Origin of the sequence: Mesorhizobium sp. M1217 (assembly GCF_040318275.1) — a bacterium.
Lineage (GTDB): Bacteria > Pseudomonadota > Alphaproteobacteria > Rhizobiales > Rhizobiaceae > Mesorhizobium.
The window spans coordinates 90,650-116,536 of record NZ_JAMYMA010000023.1; the positions used below are offsets into that span (position 1 = coordinate 90,650).

The 25,887-nt window shown below is 62.3% G+C and carries 23 protein-coding genes and 1 riboswitch; of the genes, 6 read left to right on the top strand and 17 right to left on the bottom strand.

The window, feature by feature from the left end; translation table 11 throughout:
- Window positions 1–87: 87 nt before the first annotated feature.
- Window positions 88–165: riboswitch (SAM riboswitch) on the top strand.
- A gap of 70 nt (window positions 166–235) precedes the next feature.
- Window positions 236–1,426 (top strand): O-succinylhomoserine sulfhydrylase, encoded by a 1,191-nt coding sequence (locus NKH37_RS29650; protein ID WP_352790956.1) that lies wholly within the window; start codon window positions 236–238, stop codon window positions 1,424–1,426.
- 35 nt (window positions 1,427–1,461) lie between these two features.
- On the opposite strand, the gene NKH37_RS29655 is transcribed toward NKH37_RS29650, so the two are convergent.
- A complete protein-coding gene (locus NKH37_RS29655; protein ID WP_353006242.1) occupies window positions 1,462–2,616 on the bottom strand; it encodes a ceramide glucosyltransferase in 1,155 nt (384 codons plus the stop codon).
- Between the two features lie 227 nt (window positions 2,617–2,843).
- Between NKH37_RS29655 and apaG the strand changes: the two genes are divergently transcribed.
- The gene (gene apaG, locus NKH37_RS29660; RefSeq protein ID WP_254816331.1) at window positions 2,844–3,236 is read left to right on the top strand and encodes a Co2+/Mg2+ efflux facilitator ApaG/CorD; all 393 of its coding nucleotides are present in this window, start codon (window positions 2,844–2,846) and stop codon (window positions 3,234–3,236) included.
- Window positions 3,237–3,312: 76 nt separating this feature from the next.
- Here apaG and NKH37_RS29665 read toward each other — a convergent pair whose 3' ends face one another.
- From NKH37_RS29665 to NKH37_RS29675, 3 genes are all read right to left on the bottom strand, one after another.
- Window positions 3,313–4,323: an Hsp33 family molecular chaperone gene (locus NKH37_RS29665; protein WP_353006244.1), complete on the bottom strand. Its 1,011-nt coding sequence runs from the start codon at window positions 4,321–4,323 to the stop codon at window positions 3,313–3,315.
- Between the two features lie 117 nt (window positions 4,324–4,440).
- Window positions 4,441–5,352: an ornithine carbamoyltransferase gene (gene argF, locus NKH37_RS29670; protein ID WP_031194171.1), complete on the bottom strand. Its 912-nt coding sequence runs from the start codon at window positions 5,350–5,352 to the stop codon at window positions 4,441–4,443.
- A gap of 14 nt (window positions 5,353–5,366) precedes the next feature.
- Entirely contained in the window at window positions 5,367–6,566 is a 1,200-nt protein-coding gene (locus NKH37_RS29675) for an aspartate aminotransferase family protein (RefSeq protein WP_023719496.1), read from the bottom strand.
- A gap of 354 nt (window positions 6,567–6,920) precedes the next feature.
- Here NKH37_RS29675 and NKH37_RS29680 point away from each other — a divergent pair, with 354 nt between their 5' ends.
- The gene (locus NKH37_RS29680) at window positions 6,921–7,445 is read left to right on the top strand and encodes a GcrA family cell cycle regulator (RefSeq protein ID WP_023719497.1); all 525 of its coding nucleotides are present in this window, start codon (window positions 6,921–6,923) and stop codon (window positions 7,443–7,445) included.
- A 69-nt stretch (window positions 7,446–7,514) separates the two neighbouring features.
- Here the strand turns inward: NKH37_RS29680 and NKH37_RS29685 are convergent, their stop codons facing one another.
- From NKH37_RS29685 to NKH37_RS29695, 3 genes are all read right to left on the bottom strand, one after another.
- Window positions 7,515–8,522, bottom strand: coding sequence for a magnesium and cobalt transport protein CorA (locus NKH37_RS29685; RefSeq protein ID WP_023677347.1), 1,008 nt, complete (start codon window positions 8,520–8,522; stop codon window positions 7,515–7,517).
- A 191-nt stretch (window positions 8,523–8,713) separates the two neighbouring features.
- Complete coding sequence (gene phoU, locus NKH37_RS29690; protein WP_023719498.1) at window positions 8,714–9,439, bottom strand: phosphate signaling complex protein PhoU; 726 nt, start codon at window positions 9,437–9,439, stop codon at window positions 8,714–8,716.
- Window positions 9,440–9,552: 113 nt separating this feature from the next.
- Window positions 9,553–10,818 (bottom strand): ATP-binding protein, encoded by a 1,266-nt coding sequence (locus NKH37_RS29695; RefSeq protein WP_352493784.1) that lies wholly within the window; start codon window positions 10,816–10,818, stop codon window positions 9,553–9,555.
- A gap of 109 nt (window positions 10,819–10,927) precedes the next feature.
- Between NKH37_RS29695 and ppk2 the strand changes: the two genes are divergently transcribed.
- Complete coding sequence (gene ppk2, locus NKH37_RS29700; protein WP_352482484.1) at window positions 10,928–11,830, top strand: polyphosphate kinase 2; 903 nt, start codon at window positions 10,928–10,930, stop codon at window positions 11,828–11,830.
- Between the two features lie 24 nt (window positions 11,831–11,854).
- Here ppk2 and NKH37_RS29705 read toward each other — a convergent pair whose 3' ends face one another.
- The 3 genes from NKH37_RS29705 to NKH37_RS29715 all read right to left on the bottom strand — a co-directional run bounded on the left by NKH37_RS29705 (window position 11,855) and on the right by NKH37_RS29715 (window position 14,086).
- Complete coding sequence (locus NKH37_RS29705) at window positions 11,855–12,604, bottom strand: enoyl-CoA hydratase-related protein (protein ID WP_023719501.1); 750 nt, start codon at window positions 12,602–12,604, stop codon at window positions 11,855–11,857.
- Between the two features lie 14 nt (window positions 12,605–12,618).
- Window positions 12,619–13,257, bottom strand: coding sequence for an acyl-homoserine-lactone synthase (locus tag NKH37_RS29710; protein ID WP_023719502.1), 639 nt, complete (start codon window positions 13,255–13,257; stop codon window positions 12,619–12,621).
- Window positions 13,258–13,354: 97 nt separating this feature from the next.
- Window positions 13,355–14,086, bottom strand: coding sequence for a helix-turn-helix transcriptional regulator (locus tag NKH37_RS29715; RefSeq protein ID WP_352482485.1), 732 nt, complete (start codon window positions 14,084–14,086; stop codon window positions 13,355–13,357).
- Between the two features lie 307 nt (window positions 14,087–14,393).
- On the opposite strand from NKH37_RS29715, the gene NKH37_RS29720 reads away from it, so the two are divergent.
- Window positions 14,394–15,209, top strand: a complete 816-nt coding sequence (locus tag NKH37_RS29720) for an ABC transporter substrate-binding protein (protein ID WP_502895952.1) — start codon at window positions 14,394–14,396, stop codon at window positions 15,207–15,209.
- Window positions 15,210–15,223: 14 nt separating this feature from the next.
- Here the strand turns inward: NKH37_RS29720 and NKH37_RS29725 are convergent, their stop codons facing one another.
- On the bottom strand, window positions 15,224–15,634 hold the full coding sequence (locus NKH37_RS29725) for a tellurite resistance TerB family protein (RefSeq protein ID WP_023719505.1): 411 nt from the start codon (window positions 15,632–15,634) through the stop codon (window positions 15,224–15,226).
- 247 nt (window positions 15,635–15,881) lie between these two features.
- Between NKH37_RS29725 and NKH37_RS29730 the strand changes: the two genes are divergently transcribed.
- The gene (locus tag NKH37_RS29730; RefSeq protein ID WP_352482488.1) at window positions 15,882–17,537 is read left to right on the top strand and encodes a lysine--tRNA ligase; all 1,656 of its coding nucleotides are present in this window, start codon (window positions 15,882–15,884) and stop codon (window positions 17,535–17,537) included.
- On the opposite strand, the gene NKH37_RS29735 is transcribed toward NKH37_RS29730, so the two are convergent.
- The 6 genes from NKH37_RS29735 to NKH37_RS29760 all read right to left on the bottom strand — a co-directional run bounded on the left by NKH37_RS29735 (window position 17,500) and on the right by NKH37_RS29760 (window position 25,626).
- A complete protein-coding gene (locus NKH37_RS29735) occupies window positions 17,500–18,336 on the bottom strand; it encodes a thermonuclease family protein (protein ID WP_352493783.1) in 837 nt (278 codons plus the stop codon). The genes NKH37_RS29730 and NKH37_RS29735 overlap by 38 nt on opposite strands.
- Before the next feature lie 11 nt (window positions 18,337–18,347).
- Entirely contained in the window at window positions 18,348–18,992 is a 645-nt protein-coding gene (locus NKH37_RS29740) for a S24 family peptidase (RefSeq protein ID WP_023719508.1), read from the bottom strand.
- 81 nt (window positions 18,993–19,073) lie between these two features.
- Window positions 19,074–21,293 carry a 3-hydroxyacyl-CoA dehydrogenase NAD-binding domain-containing protein gene (locus NKH37_RS29745; RefSeq protein WP_352640403.1) on the bottom strand — a complete coding sequence of 740 codons (2,220 nt, stop codon included), beginning with the start codon at window positions 21,291–21,293 and terminating at the stop codon, window positions 19,074–19,076.
- 12 nt (window positions 21,294–21,305) lie between these two features.
- Complete coding sequence (locus NKH37_RS29750; RefSeq protein WP_352547915.1) at window positions 21,306–22,514, bottom strand: acetyl-CoA C-acetyltransferase; 1,209 nt, start codon at window positions 22,512–22,514, stop codon at window positions 21,306–21,308.
- A 31-nt stretch (window positions 22,515–22,545) separates the two neighbouring features.
- Window positions 22,546–23,715 carry an acyl-CoA dehydrogenase family protein gene (locus tag NKH37_RS29755; protein WP_023719511.1) on the bottom strand — a complete coding sequence of 390 codons (1,170 nt, stop codon included), beginning with the start codon at window positions 23,713–23,715 and terminating at the stop codon, window positions 22,546–22,548.
- 114 nt (window positions 23,716–23,829) lie between these two features.
- On the bottom strand, window positions 23,830–25,626 hold the full coding sequence (locus NKH37_RS29760; RefSeq protein ID WP_353006251.1) for an acyl-CoA dehydrogenase: 1,797 nt from the start codon (window positions 25,624–25,626) through the stop codon (window positions 23,830–23,832).
- Window positions 25,627–25,887 lie beyond the last annotated feature (261 nt).

A 25,887-nucleotide genomic window follows, 5' to 3' on the forward strand; every position in this document is an offset into this window, starting at 1 on the left:
TCCGACACTGGACGCCTTTGGCACCTGCTTGGTACAACCCTCTTAATCATGCCGGCAATTGACGCAAGCGTGGCGCGGGTCTAAAGCTCGTTATCCCGTGGTGATTTGGCCGGTCGGCTTGCAGCCACGTTAAACAAGTCGCTAAAGGACCGTCGGGCCGCAAGGCCATATGGACCGGTTGCGACTTTCGCGACCGGTTTTTTGTTGTTTGGACCATTTTTGGTGTTTGGATAGAATGATGACCAAGAAGCGCGACTGGAAGCCTCAGACCGCACTCGTGCATGCCGGGACGCTGCGTTCCGGCTTCGGCGAGACCTCTGAGGCGATGTATCTCACCCAAGGCTATGTCTACGAGACGGCGCAAGCAGCGGAAGCGCGCTTCAAGGGTGAGGAGCCGGGCTTCATCTATTCGCGCTATGCCAATCCGACGGTCGACATGTTCGAAAAGCGTATGTGCGCGCTGGAAGGCGCCGAGGACGCGCGCGCCACGGCGTCCGGCATGGCGGCGGTGACGGCAGCATTGCTGTGCAGCGCCAAGGCGGGCGACCATATCGTGGCGGCGCGCGCATTGTTCGGCTCCTGCCGCTGGGTGGTCGAGACGCTGGCGCCGAAATACGGCATCGAGGCAACGCTGGTCGATGGCACTGACATCGCCAATTGGGAACAGGCGGTCAAGCCGAACACCAAACTGTTCTTCCTGGAAAGCCCGACCAACCCAACGCTGGAGGTGGTCGACATCGCCGCCGTCGCGGCACTTGCCAACTCGATCGGCGCCAGGCTGATCGTCGACAATGTCTTCGCCACGCCCTTGCAGCAGAAACCCTTGCAGCTCGGCGCCCATATCGTCGTCTATTCGGCCACCAAGCATATTGACGGCCAAGGGCGCTGCCTTGGAGGCGTTATCTTGTCGGACAAAAAATGGATCGACGAGAACCTGCATGACTATTTCCGCCACACCGGCCCCAGCCTCTCGCCCTTCAATGCCTGGACCCTGCTGAAAGGCCTGGAGACGCTGCCGCTGCGCGTACGCCAGCAGACGGAAAGTGCCGGCCGCATCGCGGATTTCCTCGCCGAGCGCCCGCAAATCGCCCGCGTCATCTATCCCGGCCGTGCCGACCATCCGCAAGCGGCCGTGGTCAAGAAGCAGATGTCGGGTGGTTCGACGCTGATCTGCCTGGATGTGAAGGGCGGCAAGCAGGCGGCCTTTGCTTTCCAGAACGCGCTCGACATCGTGCTGATTTCCAACAATCTCGGCGACGCCAAGAGCTTGATCACCCATCCGGCGACGACCACGCACAAGAACTTGACCGATGAGGCCCGCGCCGAGCTCGGTATCGGGCCGGGCACGCTCAGGCTTTCCGTCGGCCTGGAAGATACCGACGATCTGCTCGAAGACATCGAGCAAGCGCTGAGAGCCGCCGGATAGGGCTGACCGAACAGAGGTGAGCGGGGACGCGCCGGTCAGGCGCCGGACGGGGTCTCTTCCAGCTCCGCGACGGCCTTGGTCTGGATGGTCATAACGTTGCCGCGCCAGTCGACGGCGCCGCTCAGCCAGCCGCGCGCCCATATCGCCGGCAGCATGCAGTCGCGAACCATCATCGCCAGGATGGTGCGCAGCGACAGGTGCCATCCTTTGACCCAGGCCAGGGCACATTCCGGCAGGTAGGCCGCGACCAGCACGGCGATGGCGGTTGCCGGCAGGCTGACGCCGGCGTCAGCCGCCGCGATCAGCGCAAGCACCAGCGGCGGCGCCGCTCCGATCAGGATCTCGGGGGCGAAGAACAGCGCGAAGGTGACGCGGCGCAGCCGCGCCCAACGCGCCTGCCGAGACCAGATCTCGCCAAGCGTGCGCCGGCCGAGCGGCTGTTCGAAGGGCGAAGCGACAAGATTGACGCGCAGTCCGAGCCGGTTGACCAGCTTGGTCGCGGCAGCGTCCTCGGCGATCTCGGCGGCCAGCGCGCGGATGCCGCCATTGGCATCGAGCATCGGCTTGTTCCACAACATGCTCTTGCCCTGGGCGAAGCCGAGACCGAGCGCCTCTCCAGCGTACTGCCAGCGTGCCTGCAGCGTGTTGAGAAAGGCGCATTCGACCTCCCCCCAAAACCCTTCAGGCCGCGAGCCGATTGGCGTCGAGCAGACGAGGCCGGTGTCGGGCCGCCATGCCGCCATCAGCTGCTGGACATAATCGCTCGGCATAAGCACGTTGGAATCGGCAAGGATGACCCAGCGATAAAGCGCCGCTTCCCAACCCTTCACGCAATTGTTGAGTTTCGGATTGCCGCTGATGCGGTCGTCGCCGACGAGCAGCCGGGCGCGTATAGCCGGAAAACGCGCCATTGCAGCGGTGATCGACTTGACCACGGGGTCGTCGGCATGGGCGACACAGAAGATGAGTTCGTAGCGCGGCCAGTCGAGTGAGAAGGCGCGCTCCAGCGTCTCCTCGGTAAACGGCTCGACGCCGCGCGCCGGGACGACGATCGATACCGGTGGCACGGTGGCGGCGGGCGGTGCGATCCTGGCTGGTCGCTTCAGCTTCAGCGAAGCTAACAGGATGCTGGCGAGATTTGAAAGAAGGAGAGCTATGGAAAAGAGGGCGGCTGCGAATGTCGGTTCCATCGAGATCTGGTCACTCCAGAAATGCCGGCCGCATGACGGCCGTTTTCAACAATTCGACAGAACACTGAGTCGCCCGGCACAAGCCTGCACACCATCATTGTCATGTGTCACTTAAATGACATTGTTTTTCGGCACCTGCGCTTGAGTCGGGCAAGGAGATGACGCGCATCGTTGATCAAACTGCGCTGAGCGTCGAAAGTTCCATCTACATTGCTTTGGAGCAGTTTATGTACAGCGCCGTCACCCGCAACATCGAAGTGCAGGTCAGGCCGTTCTATCTGGAGGATCACTCCGACCCGCCGCAAAACCGCTATGTCTGGGGCTACCAGGTGACCATTGACAATCAGTCGGACGAGTTCGTGCAGCTTCTGTCGCGCTACTGGCACATTACCGACGGCACCGGCAAGGTCGAGGAAGTGCGCGGCCCCGGGGTCGTCGGCGAGCAACCCGGACTCAACCCCGGCGACAGCTATCAGTATACGTCCGGATGCCCGCTCTCGACCCCGTCCGGCATCATGGTCGGGCACTACACAATGCGCAACAAGCGGGGCGAGACCTTCGACGTCGCCATCCCCGCCTTCTCGCTCGATTTGCCGGGCACGCGGCGCACCGTCAATTGACGTTCACTTGGATTCCTCTTCCCGCCTTGCGGGGCGAGGAACCCAAGTTCTGCGAAGGCAGCCGCACTGATGCTCGTTATCGAGCCGCTGCAAATTCCGCCGGGTCGAAGTCATATTGCTTCGAGCAGAATTCGCAGGCGACGTGAATGCTGCCATCCTCGGTGCTGTCCCTGATCTCCTCGGCGGAAAAGCCTTCGAGGATGCCGCGGATCTTCTCCCTCGAGCATGAGCACTGGTCGGCGACCGGCACGCCGCCGAAGACGCGGACGCCATGCTCGTGGAACAATCGGTAAAGCAGCCGCTCGGCGCCGATCGTCGGATCGATCAGTTCGGTCGGTTCAATGGTACCAAGCAGCGCCAGCAGTTCCTGCCAGGAATTGTCGGCCGGGTCGTGGATTTCCTCACCCGGATCGCCGTCGCCCCCGGGAAGGTCGGGTACGCGCATGCGTTCCGGCGACTGCGGCAGGAATTGTGCCAGCAGGCCACCGGCGCGCCATTGCTCGCGGGCACCGCCGACGCCGGGCGTCAGAAGCTTGGCCACCGAAAGCCGTAGGTCGGTCGGAATCTGCTCCGATTGGCGGAAATAGGTGCGTGCGGCTTCTTCCAGCGTGACGCCGTCGAGCTGGACGATGCCCTGGTAGCGTTGCGTGTGGGCGCCCTGGTCGATTGTCAGCGCCAGGACGCCGCTGCCGAGCAGCGTCTGCGGCGACGTCTCGCCGGCAGCCGTCAAAGCCTCCAGCCGGTCGGCATCGAAGCGGGCATAGGCGCGCAGCGCGTGCGGCGTGGAGAAATCCGCGACCAGCATATCGACCGGCCCGTCGGTGCGGGTCTGCAGAATGAACTTGCCCTCGAACTTCAACGAAGTTCCGAGCAGGACGGTCAGCACACAGGCTTCGGCCAGTAGTCGTGCCACCGGCTCGGGATACTCGTGGCGGCTGAGAATAGCGTCGAGCATCGGCCCGAGCTGGACGGTACGGCCGCGCACGTCGAGCGGGCCGACCTCAAACGGCACGACATGGTCGTCGCCGGCGTAGCCGAACTCGCCGAGCTTGGGTTGATGTTCAGCCAATTGACGAGTTTCCAACATGACAAAGCTCCGGGGCGCGGCGATGCCGCCCTCCGGGGCGCATGCGACGAGACGCGCTCGATTTGCGTGATGCGCCTGAGATAGGCACCACGAACTCCCGGATCAAGGCGGCCCGGATCAAGCGCCCAGGCACCAGGCCAAAACCGCCTTCTGGGCGTGGAGCCGGTTCTCGGCCTCGTCGAACACCACCGAATGCGGCCCATCGATGACCTCGTCGGTAACCTCCTCACCGCGATGCGCCGGCAGACAGTGCATGAACAGCGCGTCCGGCTTGGCTTTCGCCATCAGGGCCGCGTTGACCTGATAGGGCAAGAAGACATTGTGGCCGCGCGCACGGTGCTCCTGACCCATCGAGACCCAGCAGTCGGTGACGATGCAGTCGGCCTCGTGAACGGCCTCCTCGGGCGAACGAGTGAATTTCAGCTTGCCGCCATTGGCCTTCGACCAGTCGACATGCCTCTGAGCCGGTTCGCTGCCTTCGGGCACGGCGACGTTCAGCTTGAAGCGGAACCGCGCAGAGGCCTCCAGTAAAGAATGCAGGACATTATTGCCGTCGCCGGTCCAGGCGATCGTCTTGCCGGCCACCGGACCGCGGTGCTCTTCGAAGGTCATGATGTCGGCCATCAACTGGCAGGGATGGGTTTCGTCGGTCAGCCCGTTGATGACGGGCACCGTAGCGTTTTCCGTCAGTTCCAGCAGCCGGTCATGCGAGGTGGTGCGGATCATGATGGCATCGACATAGCGCGACAGCACCTTGGCCGTGTCTGCAATAGTCTCGGAACGGCCAAGTTGCATCTCGGTGCCAGTCAGCATGATCGTCTCGCCACCCAACTGCCGCATGCCGACGTCGAACGACACGCGCGTGCGCGTCGAGGGCTTGTCGAAGATCATCGCCAGCACCTTGCCTTCGAGCGGCTTGGTGCGTTCGCCGGCCTTGAGCCTCGCCTTTCGCACAGCTGCGTCGTCGAGCATGAAGCGCAGATCGCCTTCGGAAACGGCGGAAAGATCGGTGAAGTGGCGAAGGGACATCAGGAATTCCAGGATTACTTCGCGGCGGCAGCGACGATGGCATCCGCCAGGCTCTTGGCGCCGGCACGAATGCGCTCGAGCCCCTCGTGGATCTCGGCATCGGTGACGGTGAGAGGCGGCAGCAGACGGATAACGTTGTCGCCGGCCGGAACCGTCAAGAGATGCTGGTCGCGCAGTGCCACCGTAACCTTGGTGTTGGGCATCGCGCATTTAAGGCCGAGCATCAGGCCGGTGCCCCTGATGCTTTCGATAACGTCCGGAAATTCGTCGGCGACACCGGCCAGCCCCTGTTTCAAGAGCAGCGCCTTGCGCCGGACGTCATCGAGAAAGCCGTCTTCCAGCACCACGTCGAGCACGGCGTTGCCGACCGCCATGGCCAGCGGATTGCCGCCGAAGGTGGTGCCGTGCACGCCGGCGGTCATGCCGGCCGCTGCCTCGTCGGTGGCGAGGCAGGCGCCCATCGGGAAGCCGCCGCCGATGCCCTTGGCCACCGCCATGAGGTCGGGTGTGACACCCGCCCACTCATGCGCGAACAGCTTTCCGGTGCGGCCGACGCCGCATTGGACCTCGTCGAAAATCAAGAGCAGTCCGTGCTGATCGCAGAGCTGCCTGAGCCGCTTCAGCGATTGCGACGGCACTTGCCTGATGCCGCCCTCACCTTGCACCGGCTCGATCAGGATCGCCGCGGTTTCAGGCGTGATCGCCTTTTCGGCGGCGTCGATGTCGTCGAAGCCGACTTGGTCGAAGCCGTCGACCTTGGGGCCGAAACCTTCCAGATATTTGTACTGGCCGCCGGCGGCGATGGTCGCCAGGGTGCGGCCATGGAAGGCGCCTTCGAAGCTGATAGTGCGGAAGCGCTCGGGATGGCCCTTGACGAAGTGATAGCGCCGCGCCGTCTTGATGGCGCATTCAAGCGCCTCTGCGCCGGAATTGGTGAAGAACACCTTGTCGGCGAAGCTGGCGTCGGCCAGCCGCTCGCCGAGCCGGCTCTGTCCCGGAATCTCGTACAGATTGGAGACGTGCCAGAGCTTGGCGGCCTGTTCAGTGAGGGCCGCGACCAGATGCGGATGGCTGTAGCCCAATGAATTCACGGCGATGCCGCCTGCGAAATCGAGATATCGCTCGCCCTTGTCGGTGACCAGCCAGGTGCCTTCACCGTGGTCGAAAGCCAGGGGTGCGCGAACAAAGGTCTCGAAAAGCGCCGAACCGCTCATTATATGCGTCTCCGGAACCGGAAAATCAAAAAGCCGCCAAAGCGGCGGCCCTTGTGGCTTATCGTGTTTTTCGGCCGTGAAGTCAACGAAAAGGTCGCGCAAGGACGTGCGGCAAGCCCCCCAGCACAATGCCGGCTCATAAGCGACCGGGCAAGTTGGGGAAAACCGAAAAAACCGATTCGTGTTGGCCTTGGGACTCTTGTCACCGAGTCAGCGCATAAGGTAATTGTAGTAGAGAAATAACTAGATTTCGTGCGGCGGACCTAATCACCCGATATATGTGGTGTCTGCCCGGCAGAAGCCGGGTCGGGAATGGATTCCGATTGCCGCACTTTTCAGCAGGAGCGCGGTCTCATGAACTGGACTGACGAGCGAGTCGAACTTCTCAGAAAATTGTGGTCGGAGGGTCTCAGCGCCAGCCAGATCGCCGCACAGCTTGGTGGGGTCAGCCGCAATGCGGTCATCGGCAAAGTGCACCGGCTGAAACTGTCCGGCCGCGGACGCACAACCGCATCACCGGCACGCCAGAAGAAGACGGTACAGGGATCGACGATCCAGAAATCGGTGTCGCGGGCAGCAAGCGCCACGCGCCATGCCACCACGTCGATGTCGATCGGTGCGACCGCGCTCAAGGCGCAGTTCGATGCCGAACCGGTGTCGCGCCACTATATCCGCCCGGTCGAAAACGTCGTCGTGCCGATCTCCCGGCATCTGCAACTCGTCGAGCTGAACGAGCGCACCTGCAAGTGGCCGAATGGCGATCCGCTTTCGGAAGACTTCCATTTCTGCGGCAACGACGCCGCCGAAACCGGACCCTACTGCAAGTACCACGCCCGGGTGGCGTTCCAGCCGGCGTCGGAGCGGCGGCGGAGCAGGTGAATGGTGGCGGCTTGAGCCTGGCGTAAGAAGCAAAGCTCCCATTTAGCCCTATTCACTATTCACCTTTCTTCAAAGCCACCCATTCTTGCGAAACCGCCAGTAAAGAAACGTGCAGATCAGGGCGATTGCTGCCAGTACGGCCGGGTAGCCATATTCCATCCTCAGTTCCGGCATGTCGCTGAAATTCATGCCGTAGATGCCGGCGAATGCTGTCGGCACGGCCAAGATGGCGGCCCATGAGGCAAGCTTCTTGGAGATCGCCGTCTCCTGACTCTGGCCGACCAGAAGGCTCGCCTCGAAGGCGAAGGCGAGAACCTCACGCAGGCTGTCGATCTTTTCCTGGACCGTGCGGATGTGGTCGGTGACGTCGCGAAACAGCGGGTGCATGGCTGTATGGATTTGCGGCAGATCGGCGCTGGTCAGCCGCCGGCAGACCTCCACCAGCGGCAGGGCCGCATTACGCAGGCGCAAGAGATCGCGGCGCAGCATGTAAAGCCGCTCGATGTCGGAGCCGGTCATCGGCTTCAGCAGAACCTTGTCCTCGATCGCCTCGACCTCGTTTTCGATCTGCTCGAGCACCGGCATGTAGTTGTCGACGATGAAATCGAGAATGGCGTAGAGGACGAAATCCTCGCCCTTGGCGAGGGAATGCGGACAGCTTTCCCAGTGCTGGCGAACGGCGGCGTAGGAGGTCGACGGGCCATGCCTGACGCTGACAATGTAGCCAGCGCCGACGAACAGATGCGTCTCGCCGAAGGTGACACGGCTGTCGATCAGCTGCGCCGTGCGGGCAACGATGAACAGGGCATCACCATATTGCTCGATCTTCGGCCGTTGGTGCGGATGCTCGGCATCCTCGATCGCCAACTCGTGCAGATGGAATTGCGCCTGGACGCGCAGCAATAAATTGCGGTCGGGCTCCAGCAGTCCGATCCAGACGACATGGCCCGGCTTCCCGGCCCATTCGCCGGCTTCCTCGATCGGTATGTCGGCGATGCGCCGCCCAGCCGTATAGACGCCGCAAGCGATTATGCCCGACATCGGCGGCGCGGGAGCAAACTCGCGGACATATTCCATCCCAGCCTCCTGAAGGCAGGCTTTCATCGCGGAACTGAGAAGTCGGCGCGTCGAAAGCTTAGCGCAATTTGCTCTCAGGTGGCGAATCCGAAATTCGCATTAGTGTCGAGCAGCAGGGGAGCTGCTTTTCGGATTTGAGAGCCACTCCACCAAGTCGCAAATCTAGCGGCACCACGTTTTGTTTCGAGAACTCACTTCGCAGGCAGCGTTGCGGGAAGAATTATCTTATCCGTCTTGTCGCCCTTCGGGCGATCGGCCGGCATCTGATCGCCGGTGACGATATAGTAGATCGTCTCGGCGATGTTGGTGGCGTGGTCGCCGATGCGCTCGATGTTCTTGGCGCAAAACAGGAGATGCGTGCAGGGCGTGATGTTGCGTGGGTCTTCCATCATGTAGGTCAACAACTCGCGAAACAGCGAGGTGTACATGGCATCGATCTGGTCGTCGCGGTCGCGCACGAAACCGATTTTCTCCACCGACCGCGACGCGTAGACGTCGAGCACTTCCTTGAGCTGGGTCAGTGCCAGATTGGCCAAAGCCTCGAGGCCGCGGAACAGGCTGTTCGGCTGGCGCCCGTCGGCGACGGCAACCACCCGCTTGGCGATGTTCTTGCCGAGGTCGCCCACCCGTTCGAGGTCCGCCGAGATGCGGATCGCGCCGACGATCTCGCGCAGATCCGTCGCCATCGGCTGGCGCTTGGCGATGATGATGATCGCCTTGTCGTCGATCTCACGCTGCCCCTCATCCAGAACCAGGTCGTCTCGAATGACTTTCTGGGCGAGCCCCGGATTCGCATTGACCAGCGCCGCTACTGCCTGCTCGACCATGCGCTCGGCATGCCCGCCCATCGCCGCGATGCGCTTCGACAGATATTTCAGCTCCTCGTCATAGGCGCTGACGATGTGCACGGACTGCATGGACGAATGCCTTCCCGGATCTTCTGGTTGAGTCGTTCGCTCGAATCCCCGCTGATACGCTAGCCGGATGACAGAAAAAAGAAACGGCCCATCATGTGGTAGATAGTACGGCGTCAGCGAGCCGGCAAATGGACCGTGAACGCCGCGCCCTTGCCGACCTCCGACCTGATGGAGAGTCTGGCGTTGTGGCGGGTTAGGATATGCTTGACGATGGACAGGCCAAGGCCGGTGCCCTTTTGGGTCCGGCTGTTCTCGACATCGACGCGGTAGAAGCGCTCGGTGATGCGCGGGATATGTTCTTCGGGGATGCCGGGGCCGAAATCCCTGATGGTGACGTCGATGCCCGGCTCGGGATCGCTGTCGCCGCGCGTGATCGACACCACGACGCGTCCACCGGACTGACCGTATTTGCAGGCGTTTTCTAGCAGGTTTTCAAAAACCTGGAAAAGCTCGTCGCGATCGCCGGGCACGTCGAGCGGCCCTTGCGCGAAATCCCGCTCGATGACGACGCCGCTTTCCTTGGCCAGCGGCCCAAGCGAATCGATGACGCTGTCGATGGCCTGGCGCAGATCGACCTCGGTTCCCGGCTTGAGATAGGGCTTCATCTCCAGGCGTGACAGCGACAGAAGGTCGTCGATGAGGCGCGCCATGCGGCTGGTCTGGTTCTGCATGATCTGCAGGAACTGCTCGCGTGCCGCGGGGTCGTTGCGGGCCGGCCCGCGCAGCGTCTCGATGAAGCCAGCGATCGAGGCGAGAGGCGTGCGCAACTCGTGGCTGGCATTGGCAATGAAGTCGGCGCGCATTCTGTCGATCCGGCGCGCCTCGCTCTGGTCCTTGAACACCAGCACGTAGAGATCCGTGGCGTGGCCGACAGAAGACGCGCTCACCCGATAAGCTCGTTCGACCGGCAGCTTCTCGATGTAGTCGACGCTGTCCGAAGCGACGTTGCCCGACAAGATATTATCCAGCAAGGCCTGCATTTCCGGCGCGCGGAATTTCAGCGACAGCGATACGCCGGGGGCAATCCCACCAAAGGCTGCAAAGGCGGCGGCGTTGGCATGGACGATGGCGGCGGAGCGATCGAAAATGACCAGCGGATCGGCAACCGCCGCCGCGAGATATTCGCCGGAAAGCCGTTGCAGGCCGCTCGCCTCGATGGCCGCGGCATTTTCGGTCGATTGATGCGCGACGCCGGCCGGCAGCATCGCAGCGGCAACCAGCACGGCGCCTGCCAGCAGCACCACATAGCCGGATATGCCGGCAAAACCATAGACCATCAGAACTGCAACGAAGCCGGCCGCCAGCAGCCAGCGGCTGTTCCACAGCCGCATGGCGACGGCTTGCGCCCTGCCTTTCCGCTCTGTGCCGATGTCGGCCATTTGCGCTCCGTCGCCTGCGCTCCGTCTGCGGCCACCTCAAGAACTTCCTGCTGGACCGGCATGGAGGCTCCCAATAGCATGAGTCCGGAAGCTGGAAAGGTTCGTCTCGATGAAAAACGCCAAGGAAGGCCCCGCTACAGGTTCGTCGGGGCCGTTGAAGATCATGATCGACGGCAAGGAGCGGGAGTTCGACATCGAGGCCCCCACTCTTCCGGACTGGGTCGAGGACCGCAAGCTGACCGCCGGCGGCTATCCCTACGACAAGAAGATGAAGAGCGAGGGGTATGACGAGAGGCTCGAGCAGCTGCAGATCGAGCTGGTCAAGGCGCAGGCGTGGCTACAGTCGACGGGCAAGCGGGTGATGTCGCTGTTCGAGGGACGCGACGCCGCCGGCAAGGGCGGCACGATCTTCGTTTTGCGCCAGTATCTGAACCCTCGGACGGCGCGCAACGTGGCGCTGACCAAGCCAACACCCACTGAGCTTGGACAATGGTACTTCCAGCGCTACGTCGACCACTTCCCGACGTCGGGCGAATTCGTCACCTTTGACCGCTCCTGGTACAACCGCGCCGGCGTTGAACCGGTGATGGGATTCTGCACGCCCGCGCAGCACGAGCAATTTCTGGACGAGGTTCCGCATTTCGAGCGGATGATCCGCAACGAGGGCATCTATTTCTTCAAATTCTGGCTGAACATCGGCAGGGAAACGCAGCTTGAGCGATTCCATGACCGTCGCTGGAGCCCGCTGAAGAGCTGGAAGTTTTCGCCGATCGACATCGCCGGCATCACCAAATGGGACGACTACACCAAGGCGCGCGACCTGATGGTCGAACGCACGCACAAGGAGTTCGCGCCCTGGATCATTGTGCGGGCGAACGACAAACGGCGCGCACGGCTGGCGGTCATGCAGCGCATTCTCCTGTCACTTCCCTATGACGGCCGTGACCTCGACGTCATCGGCAAGGAGGACAAGAAGATCATCGGCGAAGGGCCGACTTTCCTCGAAAAATAAGCTCACCTCATCGATTCACGGCTCTCATGCCGCCATCCGGGCAATCCGCTGCAGCCGCTTCAGCGTGGTGTCGTCCTGCAGCGCCTGCTGGAAAAGCGAGATCTCCTGATCGATGCGGTCGCAGAGCGCGCCGGTGTCCCCCCTAAGCAGGTCGCGCGTCTGCAGCAGTGCCGCGACTGGCTTCTTGGCGAGCTGCCTGGCTCTGGCCAACGTGGCTTCCTCGACACTGACGTCCGTCACGATCTCGCCGACAAGGCCGAGCTGCCTGGCATCTTCGGCGGCGAGCGTGTCGCCGAGGCAGAAGAAGCGGAACGCACCGGCATAGCCGAGCTTCTGCGGCGCCAGGATGCTGGTCGCCGCGTCCGGCACCAGGCCGAAATCGACGAACGGCACCCGGAACGTGCTCTTGCTCGAGGCGATCACCATGTCGCAGTGGAACAGGATGGTGCAGCCGACGCCGACGGCGTCGCCGTCGACACAGGCAAGCACCGGTTTCGGGAACGTCGCCAGCGTGCGGAACATATCGGTGACGGCGGCGATCAATCGCCGATGTTTGGTGGCATCGAGAAATTCGGAGAAATCAGCACCGAGGCAAAAGCACCCGGCCAGGCCGCGCAGGACCACGACGCGGACGTCGTCATCGACAGCGGCTTCATGGAATGTCCTGGCCAGGCTTTCGTAGGCCCGCCTGTCCAGCACCGGGCGGCCGTCACCCGACGATACGGTGACGATCAGCGTGTGATTGCGGAATTCTGTTTTTGAGTGAACGTTCATGGCCCTCTCCAATCTTACGAGGCGCGTCTCTGTCCGAGCATGTCCGGGTACCCTCTGGCCAGCACCGGCGCAAAGTGATTGCGGCGCGATCGCACCACGTCGAGCGTGTGCTCGTTGAAGGTGAGCAGTGTGGCAACGACCTGCTGGTTGCCATAGGTCCGCTGATAGCCGAGCGGCGTTGCCAGGAAATGCAGTTGCAGCGCGCGAAGCACCCACATCGGCTCGAATTCGATGATCACCTGGTTGACGTTGCGCTTCAGACCCCACTCGACGAAGCCGGCGATCAGTTCGGTGCCCACCGTCGACACGCCGCGCCGGCCGTCGCGGAATCCCGGCGCAACCGCATAGCGGGTCAGTTCATAGACATTCGGCCCCGACGGTGGGGTTCCCTCATAAAGGTCCGCCAGCACATCGGTTAGAAGATGTGCCCGGGTCGTCGGCAACATACGCTGGTAACCGGCGAGCTCGCCATTGCGGATGACGATCTGGTGCACTGCCTCGTCGTGGTCGAATTGATCGATCTCGAGGCCATCGGGGCGCTGCAGATCGGTCCATCCCATCTCCTCGACGAAAATCTTGTAACGCAACCGATGAACTGCCTCCCAAAGGCCTGGGCGTTCCATCAATTCCTGGGTGGTGAGGGAAAAAAGCATTTGCCGTCTCCTAGGTTCAATAGGAAAATACGGCCGTGCTCCCCCGAGAAAATTACGCGATCACGTAGGCAAGAATTTCTAGGCCGGCGCGGCCGACCTAGTTAATATAGCCGCGCCTTATCGCTTCCGCGACGGCTTGGACCCGGTTGACGGCACCGAGTTTGCTTTTGGCGTTAAGAAGGTGTTTCTCTGACGTGTGTTCCGAAATGCCGAGAATTTGGGAAATCTCCCATTCGGACTTGCCAACGGCGGCCCATTGCAGGCATTCGCGCTCACGCGGCGTCAATTCGACATGGTCGATGGTTTTGCCCGCCATGGTGTGGAGCTGCATGGCGCGGCCAATCGCATAAGTCGAGACCAACGAGACCAACCCGAACTCGGCGCCCGACAATTCGACAGCCTCGCCGCCCAGCGACACCATGACGATCTGGCCATCGAGCGTGATCAGCGGGAAGGCCAACCCGTCGCGCAGCTTGAATTCACCGGCGTCGCCCATCACCTCGCCGCCGCTCTTGCCGATGCGGATGCCCTGAGACGCTTCCCGCCACTGGAACGGCGCCTGAAGCTGCTTCATGTGGCTGACGACGGGATCGTGATCGACGTAGTTGCGTGCGACGTAGCGCTCAAGCCATTCAGCCGGCCAGTCGCAAAGCAGCACATGGTTCTTTTGCTGATTTTTCGGCGTTCCAGGTTGCGGAACCGTCCCGGCCATCAGCGCCGTCAGCCCGAACCCGCTTGTTACCCCCAGCAGCTTTTCGCAGACGGCGGCCGCTGTGCCGGCGTGCTGCAACTGATCTATCAACTCCAGGGTACGATCGAAATGACCCATCGCAACATCTACCCCATGTTGCCTTCCGCACTTGAGACCAATGGCAGTGATCAACCCGCACTACGCCATCAACCCCGGACTGCAAAGCTGCTCCCTCTGTACGCCCCACCGCTCCTCTTGAGCCGGCATCATACAGTCACTTGCAAACTCACTAAACAATATCCCTAAATTGCCATGATGAAACCAAAAACCGTTGTGCCTGAGTTATTTTCGTACAAGAACCTGTGTTATTTCGTACGAAAGCCGGGGCAAGACTGGACGGAGTCGTCGCGTGGCGTTTCGGTGCATATCCATTTCATTGATCTCGATGCTGATCGGAGTGCAATCGCTTGCGGGTGCTGCGCGCGCTGCGGAGCCGCAGGTGCCGGTGTTTTGGGACGCCAAGGTGCGGCTGCCAAAGCCGGACCTTTCGATGCTGCCGCGGCTGCGATTCCTGACCACCACCGATTTCCCGCCCTTCAACTTTCTCGACGGGGCAGGCCGACTGTCCGGCTTCCATGTGGACCTGGCGCGCGCCATCTGCGCCGAGCTCGGCATTGCCGAAAAATGCCAGATCCAGGCGCTGCCCTGGGCCGAGCTCGAAGGCGCGCTGCGGAAAGGCGAAGGCGAAGCGATCATTGCCGGAATCGCCGCCACGCCGGAATCGCGGTCGAAATACGCGTTTTCACGCTCCTACCTGCAATTTCCGGCACGCTTCGTCGTGCCGAAGACACAGGCGCTGACGGAACCAATGTTCGACAAGCTGCGCAGCAAGCGTGTCGGCGTGATCGCCGGCTCCGCGCATGAGCGGATGCTGCGCGATTATTTCGGCGACGTCCAAATCGTCCCCTTCGCAAAGCCGGAGGAGCTTTATGGCGAGCTGAAAGCCGGCAAGATCGACGCCGCCTTCGGCGATGGCATGCGTTTTGCGTTCTGGCTCGGCGGTTCGGATGCGGCGGGCTGCTGCCGCTTTGCCGGCGGCCCCTATCTGGCGCCCGAATATCTCGGCTCGGGCATGGCGATCGCCACCAGGGCCGACGATCCGGCCCTGGCCGCCGCTTTCGACTATGCGCTGCAGGAAATTTCGGTGAAAGGCACGTTCGCCGAGTTCTATCTGCGCTATTTTCCGGTCAGCTTTTTCTGAGCTTGGCTGCTGGCTCAGGTCAGCGTGCGAAGGCGGGCCTTGGCGGCTCGCGCGATGGCGGCGACCGTCAGCGCATCGAGGTCGAGTTCCCGGCGGACGAGCTGCAGCACGCGCACCTCCTCCAGTCGCATTTCGAGATCGACGGCCGCGACCTCGAAGGCAGCGGCATAGGCGGTGTCACGCAGGCGGTCGGGCAGCGCCTCGGCGACGCGCGCCAGGACGCCCTCCAGCCCGTCCTTTTCTTGCAGCATTTTCTGGCAGGCCTGGGCGACCTCGACCAGCCGCTCCTGATTGAAATCCTCAAACACCGGCCAGGATCGAACGACGTCGCCGATCCGCGCCAGTTCGACATCGGTCATGTCGCGGTCTGACGCCGAGGTGATGACCATCAGGTAGATCATGGCTTCGTGTGGCGACAATGGCATTTACAACTCCTTGAGACGGGTCCCGAAGTTAGGAACGAGGGACCGGCGCCGCAAGGAAAAAGAGCCGCGATCGTTGACGCTCCGGTCAGGCCCTGAAGCCTGATCCATACCGATTAAATGGGACGGGGCTCATATCTTCTTGCCTGATCACGGTCCTGCCCGGAAACCGGGTTCCACTTTTCGGGATCATAGTCTAGAGCATGCGGCTGCCGGCACGGATGCCGGCAAAGCTGCAGGAAATAGCATCATGGCCGGACAACAGCCGATCGATCTCAGCCCGGAAGTCCTCACCGCGGCCGCCGAAAGCAAGGCGTGGCCGTTCGAGGAAGCGAAAAAGATCGTCGCCCGCTACGCGAGCAGCGGCTACCCGGAAACGGTGCTGTTCGAGACCGGCTACGGCCCGTCGGGGCTGCCGCATATCGGCACTTTCGGCGAGGTGGCGCGCACATCTATGGTGTGCCACGCCTTCCGCGTGCTGACCGAAGACAAGGTCAAGACGCGGCTGCTGTGCTTCTCCGATGACATGGACGGATTGCGCAAGGTGCCGGACAATGTGCCTAACAAGGACATGCTGCGCGCGTATCTCGGCAAGCCGCTGACCAGGATACCGGACCCTTTCTCCAATGAGTATCCGTCCTTCGGCGCCGCCAATAACGCACGGTTGCGCGCCTTCCTCGACCGTTTCGGCTTCGATTACGAATTCGCTTCCTCGACCGACTATTATACTTCCGGCCGCTTCGACGCGACGCTGCTCAAGATGCTCGAGCGCTTCGATAAGGTGATGGCAATTATGCTGCCGTCGCTGCGTGAAGAGCGGGCGCAGAGCTATTCGCCCTTCCTGCCGATCCATCCCAAGACCGGCATCGTCATGCAAGTCGCGATCGATGAGCGCAAGCTCGACGCCGGCACCATCGTGTGGCGCGACCCGGACACCGGCGAGCGCTTCGAGACGCCGGTGACCGGCGGTCATGCCAAGCTGCAATGGAAGCCAGACTGGGCGATGCGCTGGGCAGCACTCGGCGTCGATTACGAGATGTCCGGCAAGGATCTGATCGATTCCGTCAAGCTCGCCGGGCAGATTTGCCGTGCGCTCGATGCTCCAGCGCCGGAGGGCTTCAATTATGAGCTGTTCCTCGACGAGCACGGCCAGAAGATCTCGAAGTCGAAGGGCAATGGGCTAACCATCGACGAGTGGCTGACTTATGCGCCGACCGAGAGCCTTAGCCTTTATATGTTCCAGCGCCCGCGAACCGCGAAGAAGCTTTATTTCGACGTCATCCCGAAGGCGGTAGACGAATATTACACGTTCCTCTCTGCTTATCAGAAGCAGGATTGGAAAGAACGGCTGGGCAATCCGGTCTGGCACATGCATGACGGCAATCCGCCTATCATCGACCTGCCGGTGTCGTTCGCGCTGCTGCTCAACCTGGTCAGCGCCTCGAATGCGCAGAACAGGGACGTGCTGTGGGGCTTCATTTCGCGCCACGCACCGGGTGTGACGCCGGCAACTCACCCCGAACTCGACCGGCTGACCGAATATGCGATCCGCTATTTCGACGATTTCGTGAAGCCGGCTAAGGTGTACCGTGCCGCCGACGCGGTCGAGCGCGAGGCGCTGACCAAACTTTCGGAAGCGCTCGCCGCGCTGCCCGCTGACGCCGCCGGCGAGGCGATCCAGAACGCCGCCCTCAATGTCGCGCGCAAGATCGAGCGCTACCAGGATCGTTCCAAGCAGAGCCCTGAGGGTGGACCCGGCGTCTCCGTCGCCTTCTTCCAGATGATTTATCAGGTGCTGATAGGTCAGGAACGCGGGCCGCGCTTCGGTTCCTTCGCCGCACTCTACGGCATTGCCGAAACGCGTGAGCTCATTCGACGGGCGCTTGCTGGTCAGCTGGCGGCTTGAGGACGCCGTCCTGCTCCTCCAGGATCGAGCCCGGCGCCACAGGCGCGGATCGCGACGCAGCCGGGAGCGGCGGCAGGCCTGAGACGCTCGGCGCCGGCCCGAAGACGCCCTTTTTCGCTGCACGCGCCTTCTCGCCGGCTTCTATGTAAGCGCCGCCCTTGGCGGCGCGCGCCCAGCCGTTTTCGACCAACCATTGGCCGATATCCTGATTGCCGATCCGGCACTCGGCGGCGATCAGATCACGGCCGCCTTCGGGCGGCACGGCACAGACCACCGCACGACCGCGCAGAAAAGCGCGGAAGGCAGTTCGCGCCCGGATGCCGCAACTCCAAGACTTGCCGCCGTCGGTGCAAGTCTCGTCCTGCTTGACGATGTCGATGCCGGAAACCGCAATCGAATAGCCCTTTGCCTCGATGACCCCGGCGGCCGGCGCGACCGGCTGGAACAGTTTCGTGCCTTTCCAGTCGTCAGGCATTTTCGTTTTTGGCGGCCTGGGCAGTCCGGCCAATGCCAGATCGCTCAACGGTGCGCGCGGCTCAATCCGTTCAAGCTCGTCGGAACCGAGCTGCGGCGGCACCACGATTTCCGGATCGATTGCCCTTGAATGCGTAGCCTGCTTGGCCGCCTCTGGTTTCGAGATGGCCGACGTAGCCGGCGCGGCGGGCTGGGGTTCAGCGCTGACCTGAATTTGCTCGCCAGGGCCGCCGCTTTGGTTCTGGACGGCGCGGCCGCCAGCGACAATTGCCGTGGCCATCGCCGGAATCGCCAGAACGGCCAAGGCAAGGTGAGGCAGACGCACCGGCCCCGCGCCTACTGGCTTGCCCAGACAATCCGCGCCACCCATTCGACATCACGCATGGGGATGTCGCGGTCCGGATGATCGGGATTGAGGGAGACCAGCGCGATCGACTTCGGTGTCTGGCGGTCGAGCACCTTGGCCATCACCTCGCCGGCATTGGTCTTGACGACGACGCGATCGCCCTTTCGTATGATAGCCCCCGGCTCGACGATCAGGACATCGCCATTGCGGTAAAGCGGCAGCATGGAATCGCCCTGGACCTTCAACGCATAGGAGGTTTCGGTTGCCCGTGCCGGCAGCTCGATCAGGTCCCATCCCTGCCCCGCCGGAAACCCGGCGTCGTCGAAGAAGCCACCGGCGCCCGCCTGGGCGAAGCCGAGCAGCGGCACCGACGATTTCTGCACGGGCAGTGCGCCGGAATTACCCCGGCCTTCGACCAGCCCCGCAAATTCATCCAGCGAGGCGCCGGTCGCCTCGATGATCTTGGCCAGCGATTCGGTCGACGGCCAGCGCGGCCGCCCATCCGAGGACAGCCGCTTCGATTTGTTGAAGGCCGTCGAGTCGAGGCCAGCGCGCCTGGCCAGCCCGGAGGCCGAAAGCGAATAACGCTCGGCGAGAGCGTCGATGGCGGCCCAAACGCGGTCATGCGAGAGCACCTTGCTCTCCTTCGAAACAGGAAAAAATACCTTCCCTGTTCTACCTCTTGGCCGCCATCTTGTCCACCGCCGAAGACGGCGTCACGCTGCCTCCTTGGCCTCGTTCCTGTCATAGGGATCGAAACGCTCATAGAAGGTCTCGCCCTTCTCGGCCATGTCGAGCAGCAGCTTCGGCGCCCTGAACTCGGCGCCGTATTTCTTCTGCAGGCGCTTGGCGATCTTGACGAATTTCTTCGCGCCGATGCCGTCGATGTAGGACAGTGCACCGCCTGTGTAGGGCGCGAAGCCGAAGGCCAGGATCGAGCCGACATCGGCCTCGCGTGGATCGGTAACGATGCCCTCCTCCATCACCCGTGCCGCCTCAAGCGCGATGGTGACCAGCAGCCGCTGCTTCAGCTCCTCATAATCGACCCTCTCCGGCGCCAGTTGCGGGTAGAGGTCCCTGAGGCCTGGCCACAGCTTCTTCTTGGCAGGTTTTGCCGGATAGTCGTAGAAGCCCTTGCTGTTCTTGCGACCCAAGCGACCGTGTGTGTCGACCATCGTGCTGATCAGCGCCATCTGCTTCGGGTCGACCGCCTTGTCGCCGAGATCGCGCATCGTCTGCTTCATGATCTTCTGGGCAAGGTCGATCGCGGTCTCGTCGGTCAACGCCAGAGGACCGACCGGCATGCCGGCGGCTTTCGCCGCATTCTCGATCATCGGCGCCGGAACACCTTCGATCAGCATCTTGTAGGCTTCCGACATGTAGCGCAGTACGCAGCGATTGACATAGAAACCGCGCGTATCGTTGACGACAATCGGGGTTTTCTTGATGGCGCGGACAAAGTCGATCGCGGTGGCCAGCGCTTTGTCGCCGGTCTTCTTGCCGAGGATGATCTCGACCAGCATCATCTTGTCGACCGGCGAGAAGAAGTGGATGCCGATGAAATTCTTTGGCCGCGCCGAATTCCTGGCCAGCGATGTAATCGGTATGGTGGACGTATTCGAGGCGAAGGTCGCCGAAGGCTTGAGCACAGCCTCGGCCTGTTCGGTGGCGCCCTTCTTTACGGCCGAATCCTCGAATACCGCCTCGACGACAAGATCGCAGCCGGCGAGATCGGCGTAATCGGCCGTCGGCGTGATCAGCGTCAGCAACTGGTCCTTGTCCTGTGGCTTGGCACGGCCCTTCTTCACCTGATCCGAGATAAGGTTGTCGGAATGCGCCTTGCCCTTGGCGGCAGACTCCATGTCACGGTCGAGCAGCACCACCGGAATGCCCGCCTTGGCCGTCACGTAGGCAATGCCGGCGCCCATGAAGCCGGCGCCGAGCACGCCGATCTTCTTAAACCTCGTTTCCGGCACACCGGCCGGGCGGCGCGCGCCCTTGTTCAGTTCCTGGAGCGACACGAACAACGAGCGGATCATCGCTGCCGCTTCCCTGGTCTGCATGATCTCGGTGAAGTAGCGCTGCTCGATCCGCAAGGCGGTGTCGAACGGCACCAGCAAGCCCTCGTAAACGCATTTCAGGATGGCGGCAGCGGCGGGATAGTTGCCATAGGTCTCGCGGCGCAGGATGGCGATGGCCGGCGGCCACAGATTGGCACCGGCCACCGAATAGATCGGAGCGCCGGGCAGCTTGAAGCCTTTTTCGTCCCAGGGCGCCACCGGTTTCAAGCCGTTCCTGATCATCGCCTTGGCGGTTTCGACCAGCTTGTCCGGCTCGGCAATCTCATGGATCAGGCCCATCGACTTGGCCTTCTGCGGCGACAGCGTCTGGCCGGAGGTCAGCATTTGCAGCGCCTGCTGCTGGTCGGTCAGCCGCGGCACGCGCTGGGTTCCGCCGGCGCCGGGGAAAATGCCGATCTTCACTTCGGGAAGTGCCATCCTCACTTTGTCGGAATCGGCCGCGACACGGCCATGGCAGGCGAGCGACAATTCGAACGCGCCGCCCATGCAGGTGCCGTTGATCGCCGAAACCCACGGCTTACCCGAGGTTTCCAGCTTACGGAACAGGCCGTTCATATAGCCCGCATTGTCGAACAGCGCCTTGGTCGCCTTCTCTGGGTCCTTTGCCTTGTCGGCGGCGAAGGTCGCCAGCATCTTCTGCAGCATGGTGATGTCGGCGCCGCCCGAGAACGTATCCTTGCCGGAGGTAATGACCGCCGCCTTGATCGCTGCATCGGTCGCCACCTTGTCGACGATGACGTTCAGCTCGAGCATCACCTCTTGGGTGAAGACGTTCATCGAACGGTCCGGCATGTCCCAGGTGACCAAAGCAATGCCGTCGGCGTCGGTGTCGAGGGTGAAATTGGTATAGCTCATCATCTCTCTCCGTCAGACGCGTTCGATGATCGTTGCGGTGCCCATGCCGGCGCCGATGCAAAGCGTCACCAGCGCGGTGTTCAGGTCGCGGCGTTCCAATTCGTCCAGCACCGTACCGAAGATCATCGCACCGGTGGCGCCCAGCGGATGGCCCATGGCGATGGCGCCGCCATTGACGTTGATCCGGTCATGAGGAATGTCGAAAGCCTGCATGTAGCGCAGCACCACCGAAGCGAAGGCCTCGTTAAGCTCGAACAGGTCGATGTCCGACAGCTTCATCTTCGCCCGCCTCAACAGCTTTTCGGTGACGTCGACCGGACCGGTCAGCATCAGCACCGGTTCGGAGCCGATGTTGGCAAAGGCGCGGATACGCGCGCGCGGCTTGAGGTCGAGCGTCTTTCCCGCCTTTTTCGAGCCGAGCAGCACGGCCGCCGCGCCATCGACGATGCCGGACGAATTTCCGGCATGGTGGACGTGGTTGACCTCTTCCACCTCGGGATGCTTCTGCACCGCGACGGCGTCGAAGCCGCCCATTTCGCCGGGCATGACGAAGGACGGGTTGAGCGCGGCCAGCGACTGCATGTCGGTCGAAGGCCGCATGTGCTCGTCGTGATCGAGAATGGTCAGGCCGTTCTGGTCCTTGACCGAGATCACCGAATTCTTGAAGCGGCCCTCGCCCCACGCCTTGGCGGCACGCTTCTGGCTTTCGACCGCGTAGGCATCGACGTCGTCGCGCGAAAACCCGTATTTGGTGGCGATCAGGTCGGCCGATATGCCTTGCGGCACGAACCAGCCGGGCAGGCCGACTGAAGGATCCATGAACCAGGCGCCGCCGGAGGCGCCCATGCCGACCCGCGACATCGATTCGACGCCACCGGCAATCACGATCTCGTCGGCGCCTTGCGCGATCTTGGCGGCGCCGAAATTGATGGCGTCGAGGCCCGAGGCGCAGAAGCGCGATATCTGCATGCCAGGCGCCTTGGTGTCGTAGCCGGCCTCGAAAGCAGCGGCACGTGGAATGACTGCACCCGCCTCGCCAACCGGATCGACACAGCCGAAGATGATGTCGTCGACGGTGCCGGTGTCCAGCCCGTTGCGGTCGCGGATCGCCTCGAGCACCTTGGCGCCGAGCCGCACCGCCGGCACTTCGTGCAGCGAGCCATCCTTCTTGCCCCTGCCGCGCGGCGTGCGCACGGCATCATAGACGTAAGCTTCGGCCATTTTCCTGCTCCTTGGGTTTGCTGAAAGTCGCTCAGAGAGAGCGCCCGATCAGCAATTTCATGATCTCGTTGGTTCCGCCGTAGATGCGCTGGACGCGGGCGTCGCGGAACATGCGCGCAATCGGATATTCATTCATGTAGCCATAGCCGCCATGCAATTGAAGGCATTCGTCGACGACTTTTCCCTGCAGGTCTGACAGCCAGTATTTGGCCATCGAGGCCGTCACCGGGTCGAGGCCGCCGTTAATGTGGCGGGCAACGCAGTCATTATAGAAAACGCGCCCAATGGTCGCCTCGGTCTTCAATTCGGCCAGCTTGAACTGGGTGTTCTGGAATTCGATGATGGCCTTGCCGAAGGCCTTGCGCTCCTTGACGTAGTCGATGGTAAGAGCCAGCGCCCGCTCGACCATGGCGATAGCAGTGGTGCCGATCTGCAGCCGCTCCTGCGGCAATTGCTGCATCAGCTGGACGAAGCCCTGGCCTTCCTCGTTGCCAAGCAGGTTCGAGGTCGGCACACGCACGTCGTTGAAGAACAGTTCCGACGTGTCGTTGGCCTTGAGGCCGATCTTGTCGAGGTTGCGGCCGCGCTCGAAGCCCTCCACCTCGTCGGTCTCGACGACGATCAGCGAGATGCCCTTGGCACCCTTCTGCGGATCGGTCTTGGTGACGACGATGATGAAGTTAGCGAGCTGGCCGTTGGTGATAAAGGTCTTCGAGCCGTTGAGCTTGTACTGGTTGCCGTCCTTTTCGGCGCGCGTCTTGACGCCCTGCAGGTCGGAGCCCGCACCCGGCTCGGTCATGGCGATGGCGCCGATCAGTTCGCCGGTCGCCAGCCTCGGCAGCCATTTCTTCTTCTGCTCGTCCGAGCCGTAATGGAGGATGTAGGGGGCGACGATCGAATTGTGCAGGCCAATGCCGAACCCGTCGACGCCGACATGGGCGATCGCCTCGATGATGGCGCTCTCATGCGCGAAGCTGCCGCCCGAGCCGCCATATTCCTCCGGCATCGAGGCGCAGAGCAGGCCGGCCGCACCCGCCTTCAGCCAGCTTTCGCGGTCGACCATCTCGTTCTTCTCGAACTCGTCGTAACGCGGCGCGATCTCTTCCGACATGAAGCGGTGCGCCATGTCATAAAGCATGCCGACCTCGTCCGCCGCCCAGGCGGGTTTTGGAAGGCCAAGGATTTCGGCGGGACTGGTCATGTTTATTCTCTGATCCTCCTTCCAAGCACGCCGCCAGAATTGAGGCTGGCGCGCTGCCGTGGCGCCCTCTCACGGCCGCTTCGCGGCCACCCTCCTCGCGAGGAAGAGGGGAGCCTAGAACGCTTCGGCCGGCAGCGCCATCAATGTGTCGGCGCCGCTGGAGATGCGGGCAAGGTGCGCCGCCGTCTCCGGCATGATCCGCTCCACGAAGAAGCGCGCCGTCACCAGCTTGTTGTCGTAGAAAGACGAAGCGCCGTCGGCGCCATTCGCCAATTTCGCTGCGGCCACCCTGGCCATCTGCGCCCACATATAGCCCAGCGCCACCAGGCCGAAGAGATGCATGTAGTCGGTCGAGGCGGCACCGGCATTGTCGGGCTTGGCCATGCCGTTCTGCATCAGCCACATCGTCGCCGCCTGCAGATCGTTGAGGCTCTTCTTCAGCGCCTTGGTGAAGGGCGCCATCTTCTCGTCGGTGCGGTTCTCCTCGCAGAACTCGCCGACTTCCCTAAAGAACGCCTGCACCGCGCGACCGCCATTCAAGGCCAGCTTGCGGCCGACGAGGTCGAGTGCCTGGATGCCGCTGGCACCCTCATAGATCATGGCGATGCGGGCATCGCGGACGAACTGGCTCATGCCGTGCTCTTCTATATAGCCGTGGCCTCCGAACACCTGCTGCGCCATTACCGCATGATCGAAACCCTTGTCGGTGAGCACGCCCTTGACCACCGGCGTCATCAGCCCGGTGTAGTCGTCGGCGGCCTGGCGGTCCTTGTCGTCACCGGAGCGGTGAGCGATGTCGGACTTGATCGCCGTCCACAGCGCCAGCGCCCGACCGGCCTCGTTGAAAGCTTTCATGGTCATCAGGCTGCGGCGGATGTCCGGATGGACGATGATCGGATCGGCCTTCCTGTCCGGTTCTTTCGGCCCCGACAGCGAGCGGCCCTGCAGGCGATCCTTGGCGTAGGAAACCGCATTCTGGTAGGCAACTTCCGACAGCGAGAGCCCCTGCAGGCCGACGCCAAGCCGCGCCTCATTCATCATGGTGAACATGGCTTTCAGCCCGCCATTGGCCTCGCCGAGCAGTGTGCCTTCAGCGTCGTCGTAATTCATGACGCAGGTCGAATTGCCATGGATACCCATCTTCTCCTCGATCGAGCCACAGGAGACGGTGTTCTTCTCGCCCGGATTGCCTGATGCATCGAGCTTGAGCTTCGGCACGATGAACAGCGAGATGCCCTTCACGCCATCCGGCGCGCCCTCGATACGGGCCAGCACGAGGTGGACGATGTTTCCCGACATGTCATGCTCGCCGGCCGAGATGAATATCTTCTGGCCGGAGATCCTATAGGTGCCGTCGCCATTTGGAACGGCCTTGGTGCGCAGCAAGCCGAGATCGGTTCCGCAGTGCGGCTCGGTCAGGTTCATGGTGCCGGTCCAGGCGCCCTCGACCAGCTTCGGCAACCATGTCGCCTTCTGCTCTTTGGTGCCATGGGTGATGATCGCAGCGATCGCACCTTGCGTCAGTCCGGCATACATCATCAGCGACATATTGGCCGACACCATATATTCGGCAACCGCAGTATGCACTGCATAGGGCAAGCCTTGCCCGCCAAACTCGACAGGTGCGGCGAGCCCCATCCAGCCACCTTCGCGATACTGGTCGAAGGCTTCCTTGAAGCCTTTTGGCGTCGTCACCGACCCGTCGACATGGCGCACACAACCTTCCACGTCGCCGACACGGTTGAGCGGCTGCATGACGTTTTCGGCGAGCTTCGCGCCCTCGGCAAGGATGGCCTCGAGCACATCCGGCGTCGCGTCGGAAAATCCGGGAAGATTGGAATAGCGCTGATAGCCCAGCACCTCGTTCAGCACGAACAGCGTGTCCCGGATCGGCGCTCTGTAGATCGGCATGCGTTTCCTCCACCATGCGGTCTTGGCCCCGAAATCAGCCTCAGCATATGAGGATGGCAGACGGACCAACGTTGCGGTCGAGATAACAAATATTGACGTTTGCGTAAACGTCAATTCTGCGATGGGGCAAATTTTCTCCCGCGCGCCAAGACGGCAAACGGCGAAGGACGGTAACGACGAAGAACCGCGCCGGCCGAAAACCGCGCGGGTCAAAATTGTTTTTTTATAAAAGAACCCAACCAACAACACGCACAGAGAAAT

Coding starts and splice junctions, on each gene's coding strand:
- NKH37_RS29750 (WP_352547915.1), bottom strand. CDS start 22,514: ATGGCCGAAGCTTACGTCTATGATGCCGTGCGCACGCCGCGCGGCAGG.
- NKH37_RS29685 (WP_023677347.1), bottom strand. CDS start 8,522: ATGGAATATGTCCGCGAGTTTGCTCCCGCGCCGCCGATGTCGGGCATA.
- argF (WP_031194171.1), bottom strand. CDS start 5,352: ATGTCCCTTCGCCACTTCACCGATCTTTCCGCCGTTTCCGAAGGCGAT.
- NKH37_RS29755 (WP_023719511.1), bottom strand. CDS start 23,715: ATGACCAGTCCCGCCGAAATCCTTGGCCTTCCAAAACCCGCCTGGGCG.
- NKH37_RS29695 (WP_352493784.1), bottom strand. CDS start 10,818: ATGGCCGACATCGGCACAGAGCGGAAAGGCAGGGCGCAAGCCGTCGCC.
- NKH37_RS29655 (WP_353006242.1), bottom strand. CDS start 2,616: ATGGAACCGACATTCGCAGCCGCCCTCTTTTCCATAGCTCTCCTTCTT.
- NKH37_RS29720 (WP_502895952.1), top strand. CDS start 14,394: ATGCTGATCGGAGTGCAATCGCTTGCGGGTGCTGCGCGCGCTGCGGAG.
- NKH37_RS29650 (WP_352790956.1), top strand. CDS start 236: ATGATGACCAAGAAGCGCGACTGGAAGCCTCAGACCGCACTCGTGCAT.
- NKH37_RS29760 (WP_353006251.1), bottom strand. CDS start 25,626: ATGCCGATCTACAGAGCGCCGATCCGGGACACGCTGTTCGTGCTGAAC.
- NKH37_RS29730 (WP_352482488.1), top strand. CDS start 15,882: ATGGCCGGACAACAGCCGATCGATCTCAGCCCGGAAGTCCTCACCGCG.
- NKH37_RS29725 (WP_023719505.1), bottom strand. CDS start 15,634: ATGCCATTGTCGCCACACGAAGCCATGATCTACCTGATGGTCATCACC.
- NKH37_RS29715 (WP_352482485.1), bottom strand. CDS start 14,086: ATGGGTCATTTCGATCGTACCCTGGAGTTGATAGATCAGTTGCAGCAC.
- NKH37_RS29665 (WP_353006244.1), bottom strand. CDS start 4,323: ATGTTGGAAACTCGTCAATTGGCTGAACATCAACCCAAGCTCGGCGAG.
- NKH37_RS29675 (WP_023719496.1), bottom strand. CDS start 6,566: ATGAGCGGTTCGGCGCTTTTCGAGACCTTTGTTCGCGCACCCCTGGCT.
- NKH37_RS29680 (WP_023719497.1), top strand. CDS start 6,921: ATGAACTGGACTGACGAGCGAGTCGAACTTCTCAGAAAATTGTGGTCG.
- NKH37_RS29710 (WP_023719502.1), bottom strand. CDS start 13,257: ATGCTTTTTTCCCTCACCACCCAGGAATTGATGGAACGCCCAGGCCTT.
- ppk2 (WP_352482484.1), top strand. CDS start 10,928: ATGAAAAACGCCAAGGAAGGCCCCGCTACAGGTTCGTCGGGGCCGTTG.
- NKH37_RS29705 (WP_023719501.1), bottom strand. CDS start 12,604: ATGAACGTTCACTCAAAAACAGAATTCCGCAATCACACGCTGATCGTC.
- NKH37_RS29745 (WP_352640403.1), bottom strand. CDS start 21,293: ATGAGCTATACCAATTTCACCCTCGACACCGACGCCGACGGCATTGCT.
- apaG (WP_254816331.1), top strand. CDS start 2,844: ATGTACAGCGCCGTCACCCGCAACATCGAAGTGCAGGTCAGGCCGTTC.
- phoU (WP_023719498.1), bottom strand. CDS start 9,439: ATGCAGTCCGTGCACATCGTCAGCGCCTATGACGAGGAGCTGAAATAT.